A 20,613-nucleotide genomic window follows, 5' to 3' on the forward strand; every position below is an offset into this window, starting at 1 on the left:
GTCTGTTGCCAGGATCACGCGGCGGCCCGATGATGACGGGGACCGGAGGAGGCGTCATGGTGGATCGGCTGGGATCGGACGAGGTGGTGCTGCGACCCGTCGAGGCGCTCGATCGGGCGCGGAGCTTCCTGCGCGACCGACTGGGCCTTCCTGAACTGCTGGTCCGCCCCAGCGTGGCCTGCTTCGCGTTGCCCGGCGCCCGTCTGATCTTGCGCGAGACGGGGCGGCGCGAGGCCGCCGACCTGCTGTACTTCGGGGTGGCCGACATCCTGTCGGCGCACGAGGTCCTGAGCCGGCAAGGTGTCGCCTTCCAGGGGCCGCCCGAACTGCGCGAGCGTCGGCCTGACGGTGCCGAGGAATGGGTAGCATATTTCGAGGATGACGAGGGTCGCACCCTCGCCCTGCATGCGACCCTCTCGGTGCGGCAGGTGCCTCACTGAAGGATCGCTGGGGGAGGATGATGGTCGGGCTAGCAGGACTTGAACCTGCGACCTCCCGCCCCCCAGACGGACGCGCTACCAGACTGCGCTATAGCCCGACATGGGGGCCTTCTGACCGATTCACGCGCCGGGGGCAAGAGGGGTCGAGCGGTTATCCCGCTTGACCCGACGACGCCTCGCGCAGGGCCACCAGGCGAGCCACCAGCGGCGCCAGACGGGGTGCGCGCTCGCGCAGGCGTTGGGGATCGGCGCGCGAAAGCGCGTCGCGCAGGCGGGAGACCTGGCTCTCGGAGTCCTTGGTAGCTGGCGGGGCGGGCTCGTCCGCCTCCTTCTCCGGTTCGGCCTCCGAGGCCGCGAGCCGCGACAGCGTGCCCAGGACGAACTCGGCCATGACGCCGAGTTGTGGCGCCTCGTCCGCCTCGGGGCTACGCTCGTCGAGCGTCTCCTCGGGCGCAGCGCCAAGCCAGGGGCCAACGATCACCGGATCAGACTGGGGCTCATCGACCTCGCAGTCCGGAGGGGGCGCCTCGTCCGTGCCGTCCGTGCCGTCGGGGGTCCAAGGCAGCGCCGACAGGCCCGCGACGTAGCGGGGGCCCCGCTCCCGCAGGAGCTTCTGGACGCCGCTGATCCGCATGTCCTGCTCGTAAAGCAGAACCTTGATGCCCCCCAAGAGGGCGATGTCGTCGGGACGGAAGTAGCGCCGCCCGCCCGCGCCCTTGACCGGCTTGATCTGGGTGAACTTCGATTCCCAGAAGCGCAGCACATGGGCCGGGGTTTCGAGAAGTGCCGCGACCTCGCTGATCGTGCGAAAGGCGTCCGGGGACTTCGCCACCGGCCTAGCTCCGGTTGCCATGGGCGATACGGTCCTTCATCAGGTGGGAGGAACGGAAGCTCAGGACGCGACGGGGGTGGATGGGCACCTCCTCGCCGGTCTTGGGGTTGCGGCCGACTCGCGCCGCCTTCTCGCGGACGGAGAACGTCCCGAAGGACGAGATCTTGACCGTCTCGCCCCGCACGAGGGCATCGGAGATGTGGGTCAGCACCGCCTCGACCAGGGCGGCGCTGTCATTGCGCGACAGCCCCACCTCATGATGGACGGCGTCGGCCAAGTCCATGCGCGTCAAGGTCTTTTCCGACATGCCCGTTGCCCCCCGGTTGTGGGGACCAGATTAGGGCAGGGGAATCACGGGGTCAATCGCGGGCCTGTGATCCCCGGCGTCACCAGCGCAGGACGACCGAGCCCCAGGCCAGGCCGCCGCCGATGGCCTCCATCACGACGAGGTCGCCGCTCTTGATCTGCCCGCGTTCCACGCCCACCGACAGGGCCAGCGGAATCGAGGCGGCCGAGGTGTTGCCGTGATCCTGCACGGTGACGACGACGCGATCCATCGGGACGCCCATTTTCTGGGCGGTCGCCTTGATGATGCGCAGGTTGGCCTGATGCGGCACGATCCAGTCCACGTCCGCGCCGGAAAGCCCCGCCCGCTCCAGCGCCGCCTCGGCGGTCTGGGCGAGCTTGGAGACGGCATGGCGGAATACCTCCTTGCCCTCCATCTTCAGCACGCCCGCCGTTCCGGTCGAGATGCCGCCATTGACGTAGAGGAGGTCCTTGAAGGTGCCGTCCGAATGGAGGTCGGTCGCCAGCACGCCGCGATCGGCGGGCGCCCCGTCCGTCTCGACGGCTTCCAGCAGCACCGCCCCTGCGCCGTCGCCGAACAGCACGCAGGTCGTCCGGTCCGTCCAGTCGAGGATCTTGGAGAAGGTCTCGGCCCCGATGACCAGCACGCGCTTTGCCGTGCCCGCCCGCATCAGTGCGTCGGCGGTGGTGAGCGCATAGACGAAGCCCGCGCAGACGGCCTGCACGTCGAAGGCGAAGCCCCCGCTCATGCCGAGGGCCTTCTGCACCATGGTCGCGGCCGAAGGGAAGGTGAGGTCCGGCGTCGAGGTGGCGACGATGATGGCGTCGATCTCCGACGGCTCGCGCCCCGCCATGGCCAATGCCGCCCGCGCGGCGCGCGCGCCCATGTCCGAAGTCGTCTCGCCGGGGGCCGCGAAATGCCGCCGCTCGATGCCCGTCCGCTCGCGGATCCACTCGTCCGTGGTCTCCAGCGTTGCCTCGAACTCGGCGTTCGGCACCACCCGCTCGGGCAGGTAATGCCCCACCCCGGTCACGGTCGCCCTGATCGTCATCTACCGCTCCTTCGGCGCTTCGGCGCCGTCGGCGGAGGTGGTCCCTCCGTCCGCAAGGACCTCATCCTGAGCCAGCGCGACCGCCGACGCAACCCGCGCCGCCAGCCGCCCCGCGAAGCCCGCCGTCCCGAGCTTGTGCGCGAGCCCCAGCGCCGCCGCGACGCCCGTGGCATCGGCCGAGCCATGGCTCTTGATGACGGTGCCGTTAAGCCCCAGGAACACGCCGCCGTTCACCCGCCGAGGGTCGACCCGCTTGCGGAACTGCTGGAGCGAGGGCAGGGCGAGAAGCCCCGCCATCCTGCTCAGGGGCCCGCGCGCGAAGGCCTCGCGCAGCAGCGTCGAGATCAGCGTCGCCGTTCCTTCGCCGGTCTTGAGCGCGACGTTCCCCGTGAAGCCGTCCGTCACGATCACGTCCACGCGGTTCGAGGGGATGTCGCCGCCCTCGACGAAGCCCACGAACTCGAACTCGCCCTTGGGGGCGGCCTGCTCGATCAGCTCGTGCGCGTCCTTCAGTTCCTGCCGACCCTTGTGCTCCTCGGTGCCGACGTTGAGCAGCCCGACGCGCGGCCGCGTGACTCCCAAGCCCTGCCGCGCGTAGGTGGTGCCCATGAGAGCATAGAGCACAAGGTCCTCGGCATCCGCGCGGATGTCGGCGCCCACGTCCAGCATGACGTTGAAGTTCGTCGGGTTGAGCGAGGGCCAGAGACAGGCGATGGCGGGGCGGTTGACGCCGGGGATCTTGCGAAGCCGCAGCATCGACAGCGCCATCAGCGCGCCGGTGTTGCCGCAGGACACGACCGCCTGCGCCTCGCCATCGCGCACGGCGTCGATGGCCGACCACATGGAGGTGTCCTTGCCGTTACGCATCACCTGCGACGGCTTGTCGGTCATCGCGACCGAGTCGGGCGCGTGGACCACGCGCACGCGCTCCCCGAACGGCGCGACCAGTGGCCGCAGCACCGCCTCGGGGCCGTGAAGGAGGACACGGGCGTCGGGCTGCTTGCCCAGGAACCGCCCGAGTCCCTCGACGACGACCTGTGGCCCCTTGTCGCCGCCCATCGCGTCCAGCGACAGGACCAGGCCGGCGGCGCGCGGCGGCTCGGTCCCGCTGGAGGATCGGGGGTCGGTCATCGCGGGGCCGTGATGTCAGCCGATCAGGCCGCGTCCTCGTCGACGAGGGCGGCGTTCACCGCCACGACTTCCTTCGAGTCGTAGTGGCCGCAGGACGGGCAGACGTGGTGCGGGCGCTTCAGCTCGCCGCAGTTGCCGCATTCGTTGGGGTTCGCGGCGACGAGGAAGTCGTGCGCGCGACGCTGGTTGCGGCGGGACTTGGAGACTTTGTTCTGCGGGACGGCCATGTCACAACCTCGGTAATCTGGCGGGGCCCATGGCCCTTTGTGAATGTTAAGCGACAACTCGCTTTCCGGGGGCGGCAATAAGCCTTCCCCGCCGGATTGTCGAGCCTCGACGGAAGGTCGCGAACATAGCGGATATCCCGCGATCCGCAACCCTTCCTTGCATCATTCCTTGGGGCGGAAGGCGTCGCGGAGCGCGGCGAAGGGCTTGGCCTTCTCCTCGGTCAGGGGCTCGGCGCCGGGCTCGGTGACGACCGTCTCGCCCAGCTCGACTCCCTCGGCGCGCGGATAGGGCGGCAGCGCCAGCGCCAGCGCCTCCAGCATCACCTCCCCGAGGTCGAGCGAGGCGGGCAGCGGCTCCACGTCGTCCTCGGGCATCTCGGCCTCGGTCGCCTCGGGGTCCAAGAAGTCGGCGGCGTAGAGCCGCTCCACCGGCTCGTCGATCCGGCTGGTCACCGGGGCCAGCGTCACCACGCAGTCCTGCACCACGGTCGCGCCCAGCTCGGCCATCAGCCGCCAGTCCTGCCGCCCCTGCGGCACGAGCCGGCCCGTGAAACGCAGCTTCTTCACGGCCGGGATGCCCAGCTCGGCCGCCACCGCGGCGCGCGCGCCGGCGTCGGGCTCCAGCGAAAAGGGGACCGCCTGCCGCTGGTTGCCTTCGGCGAGGCGAAGGACGTGACGTGGAAGGGGGGTGGGGTCGCTCACGGGCGCATCCTTTCTTGAAGGGGCTCGCTCCATGCCCTAAGCCGCGATATGAGGCGTTCAAGGACAAGGCAAGGGGGGCATTGATGCGGAGGGGTTCGGCCTGGGCCGTGGTGGTGATGCTCGGCCTGGGGGCCTGTGCGCCGCTGGTGCAGAACCACGGCTACGTCCCGCCCGAGTCGGCGCTGGCCGGCCTTCAGGTCGGCGTGGACACGCGTGACGAGGTCATCGCCGCCGTCGGCCGTCCGACGACCACGGGGCTCGTGAACGACGCCACGCTCTACTACGTCCAGAGCCGCTTCGAACGGCTGGGCTATCGCGCCCCCGAGGAGGTGGACCGGCAGGTGCTCGCCATCTCCTTCCTGCCCGACGGCCGGCTCGGCAACATCGAGCGCTTCGGGCTGGAGCAGGGTCGCGTCGTGCCGCTCACGCGCCGCACCACGGCCGAGGTCTTCGCCGACCGCACCTTCATCAACCAGCTTCTCGGCAACGTGGGCCGCTTCGACGCCGGAACCCTGCTGGGCGGTGACGACGCCGAGTGAGCCTCGTCCGCAACGAGCAGTCCAAGCTCACGGCGAACTACCTCAACGGAGTGGCCATCGCCCTCATGGCGGTCGGCGGCGTGGCCCCGCTGATCGCGGCCTTCTACGGCGACCGCGGCGCCACGCCCCTTCTGTTCGTGGCCGTCGCAATTTGCATCCTGGCCTCCGCCGTCCTACATTTCGTGGCGCGCCAGATCCTGCGAGGGCTCACGCCATGACCACGATGCAGTTCGTCGCCTTCATGATGACCCCGGTCGGGGCGCTGCTCGTCGGTGCCTGGGCCTACTGGCTCGCCACCCGCCCCGAGAAGCCGCCCCATCACCCGGCGGAGTGATGGGGGTTCCAGCCCTCGTCCTCGGGCTCCTGCTGATCCCCCTGGCCATGGCGGCGTCCCTTGCGCTCGGCCTGCTGATCGCCGCCGTCCAGGTTCGGGTCGCGCGGCGCCTCGAACGCCGCCGCGCGACCAAGGGCTGAGCGTCAATCCTTCTCCGGCTCGAAGGACAGCGCCGCGCCGTTGATGCAGTAACGCAGGCCCGTGGGCTTCGGCCCGTCGGGAAAGACGTGGCCCAGATGCGCCTCGCAGCGCGCGCAGTGGACCTCGGTCCGCGTCATGCCGTGGCTGCGGTCCACCGTCTCCTCGACGGCCTGGCTCTGCACGCCGTCGATGGGCTGCCAGAAGGACGGCCAGCCCGACCCGCTCTCGTACTTCGTCTCAGAATCGAAGAGCGGCTCCCCGCAGGCCACGCAGCGGAAGGTGCCCTCGCCCTTGGGGAAGCCGGGATGCGAGAAGGCCCGCTCGGTCCCGTGCTGCCGCGTGACGCGATAAGCCTCGGGCGACAGTTCCTTGCGCCATTCCTCGTCGGTCTTGGTGATCTTGTCCATGTCGTGCCCCTTCGCATCGGTTCGCTGCCGATGTAGGCGGCGGAGCCCGCCCGACCAAGGGCCGGGCGCCTGCGGTTGACGCCGCGCCCCGCGCCCCCTAGGTCGCCGCCATGGCGCGCGCACCCCTTCTCCAACTGTCCGACATCTCCCTCACCTTCGGCGGCGATCCCGTCTTCGACGGCCTGTCCCTGGCCGTGCAGGAGGGCGACCGCATCGCCCTCGTGGGCCGCAACGGCTCGGGCAAGTCCACGCTCATGAAGGTCATGGCGGGCCTCGTGGAGGCCGACCGCGGCCTGCGCGCCACCGCGCCCGGCACCCGCGTGGGCTACATGGAGCAGGACCCGGACCTGTCGGCTTTCGCTACGCTGGGCGATTACGCCAGCGCAGGCCTCCCGCCCGGCGAAGACTACCGCGTGGCGATGGCCGCCGAGGGGCTGGGCTTCGACCCGTCCCGCGACACGCAGAAAGCCTCGGGCGGAGAGCGCCGCCGCGCGGCGCTCGCCCGCCTCATGGCCGAGGCACCGGAGCTGATGCTCCTCGACGAGCCCACGAACCACCTCGACATCGCCGCGATCGAATGGCTGGAATCGCAGCTTTCGACGACACGCTCGGCCTTCGTCCTGATCTCCCACGACCGCGCGGTGCTGCGGAACCTCACGCGCGGCACGCTCTGGATCGACCGGGGCGAGGTGCGCCGCCAGGATCGGGGCTTCGGCAACTTCGAGGCCTGGCGCGACCAGGTTTGGGACGACGAGGACGCCGCCCGCCACAAGCTCGACCAGAAGATCAAGGTCGAGGCGAAATGGGCGGTCGAGGGCATCTCGGCCCGGCGCAAGCGCAACATGGGCCGCGTCCGCGCGCTCGAAGGGCTGCGGCAGGAGCGGCGCGACCAAATCCGCCGGCAGGGCACGGCGGCGCTCGCGATGGAATCGGGCCCGACCTCGGGCAAGCGGGTGATCCTCGCCAAGGGCCTCGCCAAGTCCTTTGGCGACCGGCCCATCGTGCGCAGCCTCGACCTGACGGTGCAGCGCGGCGACCGCCTCGCGCTCGTGGGCCCCAACGGCGCGGGCAAGACCACGCTGGTCAAGCTCCTCCTCGGGCAGATCGCGCCCGACGCGGGGACCGTGACCCACGGCACGAACCTCGAGATCGCCGTGCTCGACCAGACCCGCTCCGCGCTCGACCCCGAGACGACGCTCTGGGACGCGCTGGCGGGCGACCCCGACCTGCGCGCCGGACGCTCCGACCAGGTGATGGTGCGGGGCACGCCCAAGCATGTCGTGGCCTATCTCAAGGATTTCCTGTTCCAGGAGGCGCAGGCCCGCGCGCCGATCAAGTCGCTCTCGGGCGGGGAGAAGGCGCGGCTCCTGCTCGCGCGCATCATGGCCAAGCCCTCGAATCTCCTCGTGCTCGACGAGCCGACCAACGACCTCGACATCGAGACGCTGGACCTCCTGCAGGAGGTTCTGGGCGACTACGACGGCACCGTGATCCTCGTCAGCCACGACCGTGACTTCCTCGACCGGGTGGCGACCCTGACCATCGCCATGGAGGGCGACGGCCGGGCGATCCCCTACGCCGGCGGCTGGACCGACATGATGGCCCAGCGCGGGGGCCAGCCGCTCGGTCATCGCGCCGAGGCGACCGCCGCCCCGGCCGCCAGGGCGCCGGAGAAGCCCGCCGCTGCCGCCCCCGCGCCCCGCCGCAACGGCCTCAGCTTCACCGAGAAGCACCGCCTCGACGCGCTCCCGGCCGAGATCGACCGCATCACGGAAGAGATCGACCGCCTAGGCAACCTCCTCGCCGACCCCGAGCTGTTCACCCGCGAGCCGGTGAAGTTCCGCAAGGCGAGCGAGATGCTGTCCCAGCGTCAGGCGGCGCTGGAGGCGGCCGAGGAGGAATGGCTCCTGCTCGCGGAGAAGGCCGAAGGGTAGGGGCGTCCGTCGCGCCCCACCCTCGCCAGCCGCTCAACCGCAGCGCCGCAGCCGGAACGTGCCAACCTCGCCCTCGGCGGGCTCGATCCGCACCTCCCCGCGGCGGCCGGGGAGGCTCAGGCCCACGGGGCCTATCGTCAGAACCAGTTCGTCGCCCTGGGCTTCCAGCCCGAAGCCGCCCGACCCATCGCGCAACCGGCAGTCGAGCCCCGTCTCGCCGGGCTGGCAGGCGGCCAGCGCCTCGGCGTCCCCGCTGCCGTCGCGCAGCACGGCGCTCACCTCCATCAGGGTCACCCCCAGCCGCCGGGACTGGCCCAGAGGCTCGCGCCCGAGCGCGATGCGGCGGATGGGTTGCGCGGGGTCCGCCGCGAGCGTCCGCTCGTCCAGGCTCCGTTCCCAGCAGAAATTGCGGGCGAAGTGGGTCTCGGCCAGCGGGCCCGCCGCGATCTGGGCCTCGGCCGCGAGGGGCAGGAGAAGGAAGGGCAGGGCGCGCATGACAAAGGCTCCGGGGATCTCTCCCCGGAGCCTGCGCCGGCCGTGACGGCCGATCAACCGTCCTGGCAGGTCAGCCGTCGAAGTTGACCTCTTCCATGATCCGCAGCGCGGCGGCGCGGTGCCCCGCGACGTCGGTCAGACCGATCGTGTCGGGCGTGACGGGCCCCCAGGAGGCCACGAGCTCGGACACTTGGGCGTCAGGCCGCACGGGATATTCGTTGTTCCGCTCGGCGTAGATCGCCTGCGCCTCGGGCGAGACGAGGAACTCCATGAGCTGCAGCGCCTCTTCCTTGTTCGGGGCGGAGGTCGTCATGGCGATGCCCGACACGTTGACATGGGTGCCGCCGTTCTCGAAGACCGGGAACTCGATGCGGACGGACTCGGCCGCCTCGCGCTGCTCGTCGCTCTTGAGCATCTGGCCCATGTAATAGGTGTTGCCGAGCGAGATGTCGCATTCGCCCTGCCAGATGGACAGGACCTGGTCGCGGTCTCCGCCCTCGGGCTTCTTGGCGAGGTTCGCCTTCACGCCCTCGGCCCAGGTGCGTGCGTAGTCCTCTCCGTGGTGCGCGATCACCGCCGACAGGAGCGCGAGGTTGTAATTGTGCATCCCCGACCGCGTGCAGATGCGGCCCTGCCACTTCGGATCGGCGAGGTCCTCGTAGGTCGTGACCTCGCCCTCGGCCACGCGCTCTTGGGAGGCGTAGACGACGCGCGCGCGGCTGGTCAGCGCGAACCACAGGCCGTTCGGGTCGCGCAGCTCGGCCGGGATGGCCTCCTCCAGCACGGCATTGTCGACGGGCTGGGTCACGCCGGCGTCCACGATCTGCTTGAGGTTGGCGATGTCCACCGTCATCACGAGATCCGCGGGCGACCGCTCGCCCTCGGCCCTCAGGCGCTCCACGATCCCCTCCTCGACGAAGGCGAGGTTCACCGCGATCCCCGTCTCGGCCGTAAAGGCGTCGATCACCGGCTGGATCAGCTCGGGCTGGCGGGTGGTATAGACGTTGACGTCCGCGAGAGCGGGCAGCGCGACGGCGCTCGCGACGGAAGCGAGAAGGAAGGTGCGCAGGGTCATCGTGGCTCCATGGGGTTGGCTCTTGGGGCCGTTTTGAACCCGACTATTTTTCTCAGGTCAATACTCGACAGGAAAGCTCAACAAGGTGTCAGCCGGTGCGGCGCTTGTCCGCCGCCCGGACCTCGTCCCAGAGCGCGTCCATCTCCTCCAGCGTGCTCTCGGCCGGGACCTTGCCCCGCGTGGCCAGCGCGTCCTCGATGGCGGCGAAGCGGCGCTCGAACTTGGCATTCGCGCGGCGCAGCGCCGCCTCGGGGTCCACGCCCAGATGCCGCGCGAGGTTGGCGCAGACGAACAGGAGATCGCCCATCTCCTCCTCGACCCGGTCCGCGCCCTCGTCCCGCGCCTCCACCAGCTCGCGCGCCTCCTCCTGGAGCTTGTCCAGCACCGGCCCCACGTCGGGCCAGTCGAAGCCCACGCGCGCCGCCCGGTTCTGGAGCTTCTCGGCGCGCTTGAGCGCCGGAAGGGCCAGCGCCACCCCGTCGAGCACCCGCTTCATCCCCTCGCCGCCCCGCTCGGACGCCTTCTGCGCCTCCCAGGCGGTGGTCTGCTCTTCGGCGGTGCGGGTCCGGGCATCGCCGAAGACGTGGGGGTGCCGCTTGACCATCTTGTCCGCGATGCCCTTCGCCACGTCCGCGAAATCGAAGAGCCCCGCTTCCTCGGCCATGCGCGCATGGAACACCGACTGGAACAGCAGGTCCCCCAGCTCGCCCCGAAGGCCCTGGAGGTCACCCTTCTGGATCGCGTCCGCGACCTCGTAGGCCTCCTCGATCGTATAGGGCGCGATGGTGGAAAAGGTCTGCTCCACGTCCCAGGCGCAGCCCGTCTCCGGGTCGCGCAGCCGGGCCATGATCTCCAGAAGGCGGTTCATCTCGGTTGCGGCGTCGGCCATTGCGGTTTCCCCCAAGCCATGGGTAGCTGTCGCCGCCGTCCTCCCACGGCGCGCCCTTCGGAGTCCACCCATGCCCGTCGTCAACCGCATCAGCGCCTTCGCCGACGACATGGCCGCTTGGCGGCACCACATCCACCGCCGCCCCGAGCTGGGCTTCGACCTGCCCGAGACCGCCGCCTTCGTCGCTGCCCGCCTGCGTGAATTCGGCGTGGACGAGATCCACGAGGGCATCGCCACGTCCGGCATCGTCGCCCTCATCCACGGGCGGGCCAAGGGCCCCGCCATCGGCCTGCGCGCCGACATGGACGCTCTGCCGATGGAGGACCTGTCCGGCGCCCCCTACGCCTCCGAGATCCCCGGCCGCGCCCATGCCTGCGGCCACGACGGCCACACCGCGATGCTCCTGGGCGCGGCCCGTTACCTCGCCGAGACGCGCAACTTCGCTGGGACCGCCGTCCTCCTGTTCCAGCCCGCCGAGGAGCAGGGCGGCGGCGGGCAGGTCATGGTGCAGGAAGGCGTGCTCGACCGCTTCGCCGTGCAGCAGGTCTATGCCATGCACATCGCCCCCGGCACGCCCCTGGGCGAGTTCGCGACCACCCCCGGCCCGATCATGGCCGCCGTGGACGATTTTTCGATCACGCTGCGGGGCAGGGGCGGCCACGCCGCCTATCCGCACGACGCCACCGACCCGATCCCCGGCGCCTGCGCGCTGGTGGGGGCGCTCCAGACCATCGCCAGCCGCAACGCCGACCCCATGAAGCAGCTCGTGGTCTCGGTCACGCAGGTCCACGCCGGCAGCGCCTACAACGTCATCCCCGAGGAGGCGATGGTCAGCGGCACGATCCGCAGCTACGACAAGGCGCTCCACGCCCTCGCGCGCCGCCGCCTGGAGGAGATCGTGCACGGCCACGCGGCCGCCTTCGACCTGGGCGCGCAGATCGACATCATCGAGGGCTATCCGCCCACCGTGAACGACCCCGACCGCACCGCCTTCGCCGCCGAGGTCGCGCGCGAGGTCGCGGGCCGCGTCGACACCGCCATGGTGCCCGAGATGGGAGCCGAGGACTTCTCCTTCATGCTCGAGGCCCGGCCCGGCGCCTTCCTGTTCCTGGGCAACGGCGACACGCCGATGTGCCACCATCCGGCCTTCGACTTCGACGACCGCGCCCTGCCGGTGGGCGCCAGCACCTTCGCCCGCCTGATCGAGCGGGCGCTTCCACTGACGGAGTGAGACATGGGACTAGAGGACGCCAAGTCGCAGGTGGACCGCGCGTTCACCGGCGAGGGGAGGGGCCTCGCCTTCGAGAACGCCTTCGGCGGGGCCACGAGCTTCCTGCGCCGACGCTACACCAAAGACGTGGCGGGCGCGGACCTCGCAATTCTTGGCGTGCCCTTCGACCAGGCGGTGACGCACCGCCCCGGTTCGCGCTTCGGGCCCCGCGCCATCCGCGAGGCGTCCACCCTCCAGCCCTATGACCCGCCCTATGGCTGGCCCTTCGACCCCCTGTCCGAGATGACGGTCGTCGACACGGGCGACCTGCCCTTCGACTACGCCCGGACCTGGGACTTCCCGCCCGCGCTCACCGCGCGCGTGGCCGAGATCCTCGCGCAGGGGGTGGGCACCGTGACGCTGGGGGGCGACCACTTCATCACCCTGCCGATCCTGCGCGCCTATGCCGAAACATACGGCCCGCTGTCGGTGGTCCAGTTCGACGCCCACAGCGACCTCTGGCCCGACGACGACATGGAGCGGATCGACCACGGCACCTTCCTCTACAAGGCCGTGAAGCTCGGCCTCGTCGATCCCGCCCGGTCGGTCCAGATCGGCATCCGCACGGTGACCCATGACCGGCTCGGGATGCCCATGATCGACGCCCGCTCGGTCCACGAGGAAGGGCCCGACGCGGTGGCCGAGCAGATCCGCCGCATCGTCGGCGACGCGCCCGCCTACGTCACCTTCGACATCGACGCGCTCGACCCCGCCTTCGCGCCCGGCACCGGCACGCCGGTCTGGGGCGGGCTGCACTCCTGGCAGGCCGCCGCGATCCTGCGGGCGATGGCGGGGATGAACGTCGTGGGCGGCGACGTGGTCGAGGTCTCGCCCCCCTACGACACCACGGGCGCCACGGCCATCGCCGGCGCCCATGTCGCGACCGAGATCATGTGCCTCTACGGCTGGCGGCGGCTCGGCAAGGAGGGCTAGGCGCCCTCAGCGCCGCCCGAAGAGCCGCCCGCCGATGCGCCCGAGAAGGCCGCCCCCGGCCTCCTCCTTCTCCTTGCGCGGCGTGACGACGTGGCCCACCGTCAGGGCGACGGTGTGCAGCTCGCCCTCGCGCGGCATCCAGACCTCGCCCAGGCTGCCGGCGTCGTAGAGCCCCAGCCGGTGCTTCTGCGCCAGCTCCATGCATTTCTGGAAGGCGTCCTCGTTCATGTCGGACGGGAACTCGGCCAAGGCGAGGCCCGAGGCGAAGAAGTAGTCCGTGGCCCCCGGCTTGTCGTGCCAGCCGGGCAGGGCATAAGGGCCGTGCAGCGGCGGAAAGGGGCGGAGAATCTCCATGAACCAGTCGCGCACGCGGGGCGACGTGGTCTTGGGGTCGAGGCAGGCGGGCTGGTCGCCGCTCTCGTCCCATGTCGTCTGGGCGCGGACCCAGTCCGAGAACCCGGCCGCCGTGTCGGGTGCCGCCTCGGCATCGAACATGATGATCTCATAGGCCATGCTCGCCACTCCTCGGAAAGTTGCGCGATGGGCGTGCTTTAGAAGCCGCTCCAAAGGTGGTCCATCGCCGGGTGCCGGTCCTTGGCCCCGCCCGCGCAAGGCCGCAACACCTTGAGAGGATTTCGTCATGCCTTGCGGGACCAGCCGAGGGCGGCCCCCTCAAACCGGCTCCCCGACACCGCTCCGGAAGGCAGGCCATATCTCAGCAGATTTGAGTTATCACGGATCCGTGACGGCCGCCTGACGAAGGCACCTCAGCCGGATGATGGATATGCATCAGTTCTGCCGTGGTCCTGAGGCGGGTGTGTCACGCGGCGCCCCCATTTGCGTCATGAAATGACCATCATGCCCTGCCCAACCGCATGGGCCGGGTCGCGCGCCGCATGGGGGTGTTGCGCAAAAGGGCAGGGCACCGTTCGGTGCTGTCAGAAACCGTTAACCCCTGTTCCGGCATCCTCGGCCCGTCATGCCCAGGAGCCCGTCCATGTCCGCCATGCCTCACGCCGCCGAACCGCGCCCGTTTCGCGGCGCATCGCCCGTCCAGTCCATGGCATGGGGCGGCGCAGGGGTGCGCGCCGCCCGAGAGGGCGGGCCGGGACGCCGCGCGCCCCGGCCTCGTGCCTCAGAAGCCCGCCTTGATCTCCTCGAAGGTCTGGGCGTGGCGCTCGCGCGACTCGATGGAGATGGGAAGCTGGGCGAAGATCGGGGCCTCCACGGTGCCGAGGCCCGACTCGGTCAGCGTCTCGTCGCCGATGCCTTCCATGCCCTTGGTGTTGGCGCTGCCCCAGCCGGCCTCGACCAGCACCGGCGCGGTCGCGGGCGCCAGGAAGGCGTTCACGTAGTCGTAGGCCTTGTCCTCGTTGCCCGGCCCGTTGACCAGGTTGACCATGCCGCAGAGCCAGACGGACGACCCCTGCTCGGGCTCGCGCTGGAAGCCGATGGGGCGGCCTTCCGCCTTCATGGTGGGATAGGTCTCGTTCCAGGCCCAGGAAACCAGGACCTCGCCCGTGGACATGAGCTGCGCGAGCTCGGCCGGGTCGGTCCAGTAGGTGCGCAGGTTCGGGTGCACCTCGCGCAGCCAGTTGGCGGCGGCCTCGAACTGCTCGTCGGTGGCGTTGGTCCAGTCGGTCACGCCGGTGGCGAGATAGGCCAGAGCCCAAGCGTCGTCGACGTTGTCGGGCAGGGCGATCCGGCCGGCATAGGCCGGGTTCCGGAAGACCTCCAGCGTGGCCACGTCCTCGGCCGGGACCTCGTCGGGGTTGTAGGCGATGGCCGTGGTGCCCCAGTCGGTGGGAATGAAGAAGGTCTCGCCCTCGCCGGCGACCGACTGCCCCGTCAGGTTGGCGTCGAGGCTGGCGAAGTCGGTGATCTTCGACGTGTCCCAGGGCTCGATCAGGCCCGACTCGCGCCACTTGTTCACGGAGCCCGAGCAGATATGCGCCACGTCGGCTTGGAAGCCGGCCTGGACCTTCTGGAACGCCTCCTCCTCGTCCCCGAAGAACGAGAAGGTGGGCGAGGCGCCGTGCGCCTCGACGTAGGGCTGGTGGAAATCGGGCGTCTCGAAGCCCGGATAGTCGAGGACCGTCAGCTCGGCGTCCTGCGCGCGAGCCACGGACCCCAAGGCGACGGCACAGAGCGAGGCGGCACCCAGAAGGGCGGCATGCTTCATCGGTCGTGTCTCCCGTTGGACGATGTTGCGGTCAGCCCCGAGGTTATGGGCCCCCGGCCACCCCTTCAAGGCCAAGCGGAGAAACGGGCCGTCGCGTCGCCCGAAATCCCCGTGCTTGCGGAGGCTTGCGGCGCCTGCCACCCTCGGAGCCGCAAGGAGGACGCAATGCTGGTCACGCCCGACTGGTGCCGCCTGATGGCCCGCTACAACGCCTGGCAGAACGAGGGGCTGCTCGACCTCGTGCCCCGGCTGCCCGAGGAGGAGCTTCGCCGCGACCGCGGCGCCTTCTTCGGTGGGATTCTCGGGACGTTGAGCCACCTGCTCTGGGCCGACCGGATGTGGCTCTCGCGCCTCGCGGGCCACCCCCGGCCCGCCGTGGGCCTCTCGGCCAGTGCCACGCTCGTGACGGATGCCGTCACCTGGGCCGAGGGACGCCGCGCGGCCGACGCGGCCTTGCTCGCCTGGGCCGAGGATCTCGGGCCGGGCGACCTCGACGGCGACCTGACCTGGGTCTCGGGCGTGACGGGCGGAGAGGTATCGCGGCCCCTGGGGCTGATCGCCAGCCACGTCTTTAACCACCAGACCCACCACCGCGGGCAGGTCCATGCCCTGCTGACAGCCGCCGGTCTCCGGCCCCGCGACACCGACCTCTTTCTGATGCCCCTCTGAGCGGAGACCGCCATGAAGGCCCTTCTCGTGGACAAGGACGACACCGGCCTGAGCGCCCGCGTGCAGGAGGTCGCCGACGACCGCCTGCCCGAGGGCGAGGTGACCGTCGCCGTCCGCCACTCGACGCTGAACTACAAGGACGGGCTCTGCCTGACCGGCAAGGGCGGCCTTGTCCGCAGCTATCCGCACGTGCCCGGCATCGACTTCTCGGGCGTGGTCGAAGAGTCCTCGGACCCCCGCTGGCGTCCGGGCGACGAGGTCATCCTGACCGGCTGGCGCGTGGGCGAGAGCCGCTGGGGCGGCTACGCCGAAAGGGCCCGCGTCAAGGCCGACTGGCTGGTGCGCGTGCCGCAGGGACTTTCGCTCCGCCAAGCGATGGCGGTGGGCACGGCCGGCCTCACGGCGATGCTGGCGATCCTGCGGCTCGAAGGGCAGGGGCTCCGGCCCGGCGCGGGGCCGGTCCTCGTCACCGGCGCCACGGGCGGGGTGGGCAGCGTCGCCGTGGCGCTTCTCGCGGCCACGGGCCACGAGGTCGCGGCCGTCACGGGGCGCGAGGGAGCCGAGGATTACCTCCGCGACCTGGGCGCGACCCGGATCGTTGCCCGGACCGAGATCGCGGACACCGTGCCCAAGCCCCTGGAGTCCGAGACCTGGGCCGGGTGCATCGACGCGGTGGGCGGACCGATGCTGGCGCGGGTGCTGGGGCAGTTGCGCTACGGCGCGTCGGTCGCGGCGGTGGGCAACGCCGGGGGCGTGCAGGTCCCGGCCTCCGTGATTCCCTTCCTGCTGCGCGGCGTGAATCTTCTCGGGATCGAATCGGTCCATGCCCCCCTGCCGCTGCGCGACGCCGCCTGGGCGCGCGTCGCCCGCGACCTGCCGATGGCCAAGCTCGACGCCATGACCCGGCCCGCCACCCTGGAGGATCTGCCCGACCTGGGGCAGGCGATCCTCAGGGGCGGCGTGCAGGGCCGGGTCGTCGTGGACCTCTAGGCCGCCTGCTTCCAAGCTCCTGCCGAAGGCGGTCCCACCCGCCTCCGGGCCCTCGTTTCCGAAAGCATCCCATGACCCGTCTCGACACCGCCTGGGTCCGCACCCAGTTCCCCGCCTTCGCCGTCGCCTCTCTCGAGGGGCAGTCCTTCTTCGAGAACGCGGGCGGCTCCTTCCCCTGCGCGCAGGTGGTTCACAGGCTTCACCGCTTCTATACCGAGCGGAAGGTCCAGCCTTACGCGCCCTATGCCATGTCGCAGGTCGCCGGCGCCGAGATGGACGAGGCGCGCGAACGGCTCGCGGAGATGCTGGGCGTCGCCACCCACGAATTGTCCTTTGGGCCGTCCACGACCGCCAACACCTACGTCCTGGCGCAGGCCGTGCGGAAATGGCTCAAGCCCGGCGAGGCCATCGTCGTCACCGACCAGGACCACGAGGCGAACTCGGGCCCCTGGCGGCGGTTGTCCGAGGACGGGGTCGAGGTGCGCGAATGGCGCATCGATCCGACCACCGGCCACCTCGACCCCGAGGCGCTGGGGGACCTCCTGGCTGACGGGCGGGTGCGGCTCGTCTGCTTCACCCATTGCTCCAACGTCGTGGCCGAGATCAACGACGTGGCGCGCATCGCGGCCATGGCGCGGGCGGCGGGCGCACGGACCTGCGTCGACGGGGTGAGCTACGTCCCCCACGGCTTGCCGGACGTGGGGGCGCTGGGCTGCGACGTCTACCTGTTCAGCGCCTACAAGGTCTACGGTCCTCACCAGGGGATCATGGCCATCCGCGAGGACTGGGGCCGGGAACTTCCGAACCAGGGCCACTTCTTCAACGGCGACGCGCTCTACAAGCGCTTCACGCCCGCCGGGCCCGACCACGCGCAGGTCGCCGCCTCGGCCGGGATGGCCGACTACATCGAGGCGCTCTCGGCCCATCACGGCGGCCCCGCCCGGGGCGCCCCAGCGGCCCGTGCCGCGCACGACCTGATGCGCGCGCGGGAGGTCGAGCTTCTGCGACCCCTCCTCGACGCCTTGCGGGACCGCAACGATCTCCGCCTCCTCGGTCCCGCCGAAGCCGAGGGACGCGCGCCGACCGTGGCCGTGGAACTGCCCGGTTCGGCCGAGGTCGCGGCGACGGCGCTTGGCGGACACGGCATCCAATGCGGGGGCGGCGACTTCTACGCCGTACGGCCGCTGCGCGCGATGGGGATCGACCCGGACAAGGGCGTGCTGCGGATGAGCTTCACGCACTACACCTCCGAGGAGGACATCGACCGGCTGGTCCGGGCGCTGGACGCGGTGCTGCCGGGATAGGAGTCTTCCCGCCACGGCCCGCTCCGCTATCCTGCCCCCCGAATCCCGGAGGCTCCCATGACCGATCCCCGTCCGATCCTTCTCTGGTTCCGCCGCGACCTGCGGCTCTCCGACCATCCGGCGCTGCACGAGGCGGCACGGAGCGGGCGGCCGGTGATTCCCGTCTTCCTCTGCGATGAGGGCGTGGAGACCTTGGGCGCCGCGCCCAGGATGCGCATCGGAATGGGCGTGGCCGAACTGGCGCGGAGCCTTGAGGCGCTGGGGAGCCGCCTCGTTCTCCGTCGCGGCCCGGCCCTGGAGGCGCTGCAGGCTCTGGTGGCCGAGACGGGGGCGGGCGCGGTCTGGTGGACGCGGCTCCACGATCCCCTGTCGCGGCGGCGAGACGACGGTGTGGCGAAGGGCTTGGGTGTCGAGGCGCGGGCCTTCCCCGGCCACCTGCTGCACGAGCCCGAGACGGTCCGTACCGGCGCGGGGGGGCCTTCAAGGTCTACGGCCCATTTTTCCGGGCACTGCGCGCCCGCGACCCGGGCGAGCCGCTGCCGGCGCCGGGGCGGCTCGCCGGGCCAGAGCGCTGGCCCGAATCGGACCGTCTGGAGGACTGGCGGCTCGACGCGGCGATGAACCGGGGCGGTCCCATCGTGGCCGCCTGGCAGCACCCGGGTGAGGCGCGGGCGCAGGCGCGGCTCGACCGCTTCGTGTCCGAGCGGATAGGCGGCTATGCCAAGGCCCGGGACTATCCCGCGCAGGACGGCTCCTCGCGGCTCTCGGAAAACCTGACCGTCGGCGAGATCAGCGCACGTGCTTGCTGGCGTTCCGGGATTGCCTCGATGGAGCGCGGCGCGGCGGGAGCGGAGCAGTTCCTCAAGGAATTGGCCTGGCGCGACTTCGCGCACCATCTCCTGTTCGAATCGCCGGCGTTGGCGACCGATCATTGGCGCCCCGAATGGCGCCTCTTCCCCTGGGCGCAGGAAGCCGACTCGTCGATGGTGCGCGCATGGCGGCAGGGACGGACAGGCATCCGGCTGGTGGATGCGGCGATGCGCGAGATGTACGTGACGGGGCGGATGCACAACCGCGCGCGCATGATTGCGGCATCGCTCCTGACCAAGCACATGCTGACCGACTGGCGGATCGGGCTGAAGTGGTTCGAGGACTGCCTCACCGATTGGGATCCCGCGTCGAACGCCGTGAACTGGCAGTGGGTGGCGGGGTCCGGCCCCGACGCTTCGCCCTTCTTCCGCATCTTCAGCCCCGAATCGCAGGCGAAATCCTACGACGGCAAGGGAGACTACGAGCGCACCTGGATCGCGGAGGGGCACCTCGACCCGCCCGCAACGGCGCTGAGCTACTTCGACGCGATCCCCCGGTCCTGGGCTCTGTCACCGCGCGACCCTTATCAGCTCCCGGTCCTGGATCTGGCTCTCGCCCGCGAGGCGGCGCTGGCCGCCTTCCGGTCGCGTGCCCGGGCCGTCGGAAGCGCGTGACAAATTTCCGTGAAGGCTTACCTTGCGACAGGCTGTCACGAACGGGGTTCCTCGCGAATGATCCTCACCTCGACCGAGGGGCAGGAAAACCTGCCGCGCTACTTCGCCCAGGTGTTCGCGATCGCGTCCCGCCTGGCGCGGGGACGGCTCGACATTGTGCTGCCGGACGGGCGGCGCTTCCGGGCCGAGGGCCGGCAGGCCGGCTATGTGGCCGAAATCGTCGTGCACAATCCCGACCTCTTCGCGCGCACCGTACGCGAAGGACATCTGGGCTTCTCGGATGCCTACCTCGACGGCTGGTGGTCCACGCCGGATCTCATGGCCTTCATGGACTTCGTCAACGACGACGCCGACGATCTCTACGACGCCTTCCCGGGTGCCTTCTTCGTGAGGGCCTACGAACGGCTTCGCTTCTGGCTTCAGAGCAACACGAAGACGCAGGCCCGGCGGAACATCAGCCGCCACTATGACCTAGGGAACGATTTCTACCGGCTCTGGCTCGACGAAACGATGACCTACTCCTCGGCGGTCTTCGACGGCGGCCAGCAGAGCCTGGAGGCCGCGCAGCGGCGCAAGTACGAGCGGATGGTCGATGGCATGGGCGCGCAGCCGGGTGACCACGTGCTCGAGATAGGCTGCGGGTGGGGCGGCTTCGCCGAATACGCGGCCCGGGAGCGGGGACTGAGGGTCACGGGCCTCACCATTTCCAGGGAACAGCTCGCCTTCGCGCAGGACCGCATGCGGCGGGCGGGGCTCGAGGACAAGGTGACGCTCAAGCTCCAGGACTACCGGGACGAGGCGGGCCAGTATGACGGCGTAGCCTCGATCGAAATGTTCGAGGCGGTGGGCGAGGCCTACTGGCCCGTCTACTTCGCGACGCTGAAGCGCTGCCTCAAGCCCGGCCGCAGCGCCACGCTGCAGATCATCACGATTTCCGAGCACCGCTGGGATCTCTACCGCTCTAGCGTCGACTTCATCCAGAAGTACATCTTTCCGGGCGGCATGCTGCCCAGCCCTAGCGTCTTGCGCGCGGAGGTCGAGAAGGCGGGCCTGCGGGTCCGGGGCTCGACCGAGTTCGGGGAAAGCTACAGCCGGACCCTGCGCCTGTGGCACGACAGCTTCAACGCCCGCTGGGACGAGGTGGCGCGGCTTGGCTTCGACGACCGGTTCCGGCGGATGTGGAACTTCTACCTCGCCTCTTGCGCCGGAGCCTTCCATGGCGGTAACTGCGACGTGACGCAGATCACCCTGTCCCGGCCCGCATGAGCCGCCGCACG

At 70.5% G+C, this 20,613-nt stretch carries 23 protein-coding genes, 1 tRNA gene and 1 pseudogene; 12 read left to right on the forward strand and 13 right to left on the reverse strand.

Going from position 1 to position 20,613, the window contains the following annotated elements; genetic code table 11:
* The first annotated feature begins 56 nt into the window (after positions 1-56).
* The gene (locus FHG71_RS11745; protein ID WP_139081874.1) at positions 57-440 is read left to right on the forward strand and encodes a VOC family protein; all 384 of its coding nucleotides are present in this window, start codon (positions 57-59) and stop codon (positions 438-440) included.
* A gap of 21 nt (positions 441-461) precedes the next feature.
* Here FHG71_RS11745 and FHG71_RS11750 read toward each other — a convergent pair.
* The 7 genes from FHG71_RS11750 to FHG71_RS11780 form a co-directional block, all read right to left on the reverse strand.
* Positions 462-538: transfer RNA gene (locus FHG71_RS11750), tRNA-Pro, on the reverse strand.
* 53 nt (positions 539-591) lie between these two features.
* Entirely contained in the window at positions 592-1,272 is a 681-nt protein-coding gene (locus FHG71_RS11755; protein ID WP_139081875.1) for a MerR family transcriptional regulator, read from the reverse strand.
* Between the two features lie 4 nt (positions 1,273-1,276).
* Positions 1,277-1,579: an integration host factor subunit alpha gene (gene ihfA, locus FHG71_RS11760; RefSeq protein WP_139081876.1), complete on the reverse strand. Its 303-nt coding sequence runs from the start codon at positions 1,577-1,579 to the stop codon at positions 1,277-1,279.
* Between the two features lie 79 nt (positions 1,580-1,658).
* Positions 1,659-2,630, reverse strand: a complete 972-nt coding sequence (locus tag FHG71_RS11765) for a beta-ketoacyl-ACP synthase III (RefSeq protein WP_139081877.1) — start codon at positions 2,628-2,630, stop codon at positions 1,659-1,661.
* On the reverse strand, positions 2,631-3,761 hold the full coding sequence (gene plsX / locus FHG71_RS11770) for a phosphate acyltransferase PlsX (RefSeq protein ID WP_139081878.1): 1,131 nt from the start codon (positions 3,759-3,761) through the stop codon (positions 2,631-2,633).
* Between the two features lie 23 nt (positions 3,762-3,784).
* The gene (gene rpmF / locus FHG71_RS11775; RefSeq protein WP_139081879.1) at positions 3,785-3,988 is read right to left on the reverse strand and encodes a 50S ribosomal protein L32; all 204 of its coding nucleotides are present in this window, start codon (positions 3,986-3,988) and stop codon (positions 3,785-3,787) included.
* A gap of 162 nt (positions 3,989-4,150) precedes the next feature.
* A complete protein-coding gene (locus FHG71_RS11780) occupies positions 4,151-4,690 on the reverse strand; it encodes a YceD family protein (protein ID WP_139081880.1) in 540 nt (179 codons plus the stop codon).
* 83 nt (positions 4,691-4,773) lie between these two features.
* On the opposite strand from FHG71_RS11780, the gene FHG71_RS11785 reads away from it, so the two are divergent.
* From FHG71_RS11785 to FHG71_RS23545, 3 genes are all read left to right on the forward strand, one after another.
* Positions 4,774-5,229 (forward strand): outer membrane protein assembly factor BamE, encoded by a 456-nt coding sequence (locus FHG71_RS11785; protein WP_139081881.1) that lies wholly within the window; start codon positions 4,774-4,776, stop codon positions 5,227-5,229.
* Positions 5,226-5,447 (forward strand): amino acid transporter, encoded by a 222-nt coding sequence (locus FHG71_RS11790; protein ID WP_139081882.1) that lies wholly within the window; start codon positions 5,226-5,228, stop codon positions 5,445-5,447. The genes FHG71_RS11785 and FHG71_RS11790 overlap by 4 nt, the downstream gene beginning before the upstream one ends.
* A gap of 115 nt (positions 5,448-5,562) precedes the next feature.
* The gene (locus tag FHG71_RS23545; RefSeq protein WP_176559396.1) at positions 5,563-5,703 is read left to right on the forward strand and encodes a hypothetical protein; all 141 of its coding nucleotides are present in this window, start codon (positions 5,563-5,565) and stop codon (positions 5,701-5,703) included.
* A gap of 3 nt (positions 5,704-5,706) precedes the next feature.
* Here FHG71_RS23545 and msrB read toward each other — a convergent pair whose 3' ends face one another.
* Complete coding sequence (gene msrB / locus FHG71_RS11795) at positions 5,707-6,111, reverse strand: peptide-methionine (R)-S-oxide reductase MsrB (RefSeq protein ID WP_139081883.1); 405 nt, start codon at positions 6,109-6,111, stop codon at positions 5,707-5,709.
* A 110-nt stretch (positions 6,112-6,221) separates the two neighbouring features.
* On the opposite strand from msrB, the gene FHG71_RS11800 reads away from it, so the two are divergent.
* Positions 6,222-8,045 (forward strand): ABC-F family ATP-binding cassette domain-containing protein, encoded by a 1,824-nt coding sequence (locus FHG71_RS11800; protein WP_139081884.1) that lies wholly within the window; start codon positions 6,222-6,224, stop codon positions 8,043-8,045.
* Between the two features lie 33 nt (positions 8,046-8,078).
* Here the strand turns inward: FHG71_RS11800 and FHG71_RS11805 are convergent, their stop codons facing one another.
* From FHG71_RS11805 to mazG, 3 genes are all read right to left on the reverse strand, one after another.
* Positions 8,079-8,540 carry a hypothetical protein gene (locus FHG71_RS11805; protein ID WP_139081885.1) on the reverse strand — a complete coding sequence of 154 codons (462 nt, stop codon included), beginning with the start codon at positions 8,538-8,540 and terminating at the stop codon, positions 8,079-8,081.
* A 70-nt stretch (positions 8,541-8,610) separates the two neighbouring features.
* A complete protein-coding gene (locus tag FHG71_RS11810) occupies positions 8,611-9,615 on the reverse strand; it encodes a Fe(3+) ABC transporter substrate-binding protein (RefSeq protein ID WP_139081886.1) in 1,005 nt (334 codons plus the stop codon).
* Positions 9,616-9,703: 88 nt separating this feature from the next.
* Complete coding sequence (mazG, locus tag FHG71_RS11815; RefSeq protein WP_139081887.1) at positions 9,704-10,504, reverse strand: nucleoside triphosphate pyrophosphohydrolase; 801 nt, start codon at positions 10,502-10,504, stop codon at positions 9,704-9,706.
* A 70-nt stretch (positions 10,505-10,574) separates the two neighbouring features.
* Between mazG and FHG71_RS11820 the strand changes: the two genes are divergently transcribed.
* Together FHG71_RS11820 and speB are read left to right on the forward strand one after the other, a co-directional pair.
* Positions 10,575-11,735 carry a M20 aminoacylase family protein gene (locus tag FHG71_RS11820; protein ID WP_139081888.1) on the forward strand — a complete coding sequence of 387 codons (1,161 nt, stop codon included), beginning with the start codon at positions 10,575-10,577 and terminating at the stop codon, positions 11,733-11,735.
* Positions 11,736-11,738: 3 nt separating this feature from the next.
* A complete protein-coding gene (speB, locus tag FHG71_RS11825) occupies positions 11,739-12,707 on the forward strand; it encodes an agmatinase (protein ID WP_139081889.1) in 969 nt (322 codons plus the stop codon).
* 6 nt (positions 12,708-12,713) lie between these two features.
* On the opposite strand, the gene FHG71_RS11830 is transcribed toward speB, so the two are convergent.
* Both FHG71_RS11830 and FHG71_RS11835 read right to left on the reverse strand, forming a co-directional pair.
* Complete coding sequence (locus FHG71_RS11830; protein WP_139081890.1) at positions 12,714-13,220, reverse strand: hypothetical protein; 507 nt, start codon at positions 13,218-13,220, stop codon at positions 12,714-12,716.
* 622 nt (positions 13,221-13,842) lie between these two features.
* A complete protein-coding gene (locus FHG71_RS11835; protein WP_139081891.1) occupies positions 13,843-14,889 on the reverse strand; it encodes an ABC transporter substrate-binding protein in 1,047 nt (348 codons plus the stop codon).
* A 165-nt stretch (positions 14,890-15,054) separates the two neighbouring features.
* On the opposite strand from FHG71_RS11835, the gene FHG71_RS11840 reads away from it, so the two are divergent.
* From FHG71_RS11840 to FHG71_RS11860, 5 genes and pseudogenes are all read left to right on the forward strand, one after another.
* A complete protein-coding gene (locus FHG71_RS11840) occupies positions 15,055-15,558 on the forward strand; it encodes a DinB family protein (protein ID WP_218014083.1) in 504 nt (167 codons plus the stop codon).
* Between the two features lie 12 nt (positions 15,559-15,570).
* Entirely contained in the window at positions 15,571-16,548 is a 978-nt protein-coding gene (locus FHG71_RS11845) for an oxidoreductase (RefSeq protein ID WP_139081892.1), read from the forward strand.
* 71 nt (positions 16,549-16,619) lie between these two features.
* Positions 16,620-17,852, forward strand: coding sequence for an aminotransferase class V-fold PLP-dependent enzyme (locus FHG71_RS11850; protein ID WP_139081893.1), 1,233 nt, complete (start codon positions 16,620-16,622; stop codon positions 17,850-17,852).
* Between the two features lie 57 nt (positions 17,853-17,909).
* Positions 17,910-19,336: pseudogene (locus FHG71_RS11855) on the forward strand (cryptochrome/photolyase family protein).
* Positions 19,337-19,393: 57 nt separating this feature from the next.
* Complete coding sequence (locus FHG71_RS11860) at positions 19,394-20,602, forward strand: SAM-dependent methyltransferase (protein WP_139081894.1); 1,209 nt, start codon at positions 19,394-19,396, stop codon at positions 20,600-20,602.
* Positions 20,603-20,613 lie beyond the last annotated feature (11 nt).

Source organism: Rubellimicrobium roseum (assembly GCF_006152145.1).
GTDB classification, from domain to species: Bacteria; Pseudomonadota; Alphaproteobacteria; order Rhodobacterales; family Rhodobacteraceae; genus Rubellimicrobium; species Rubellimicrobium roseum.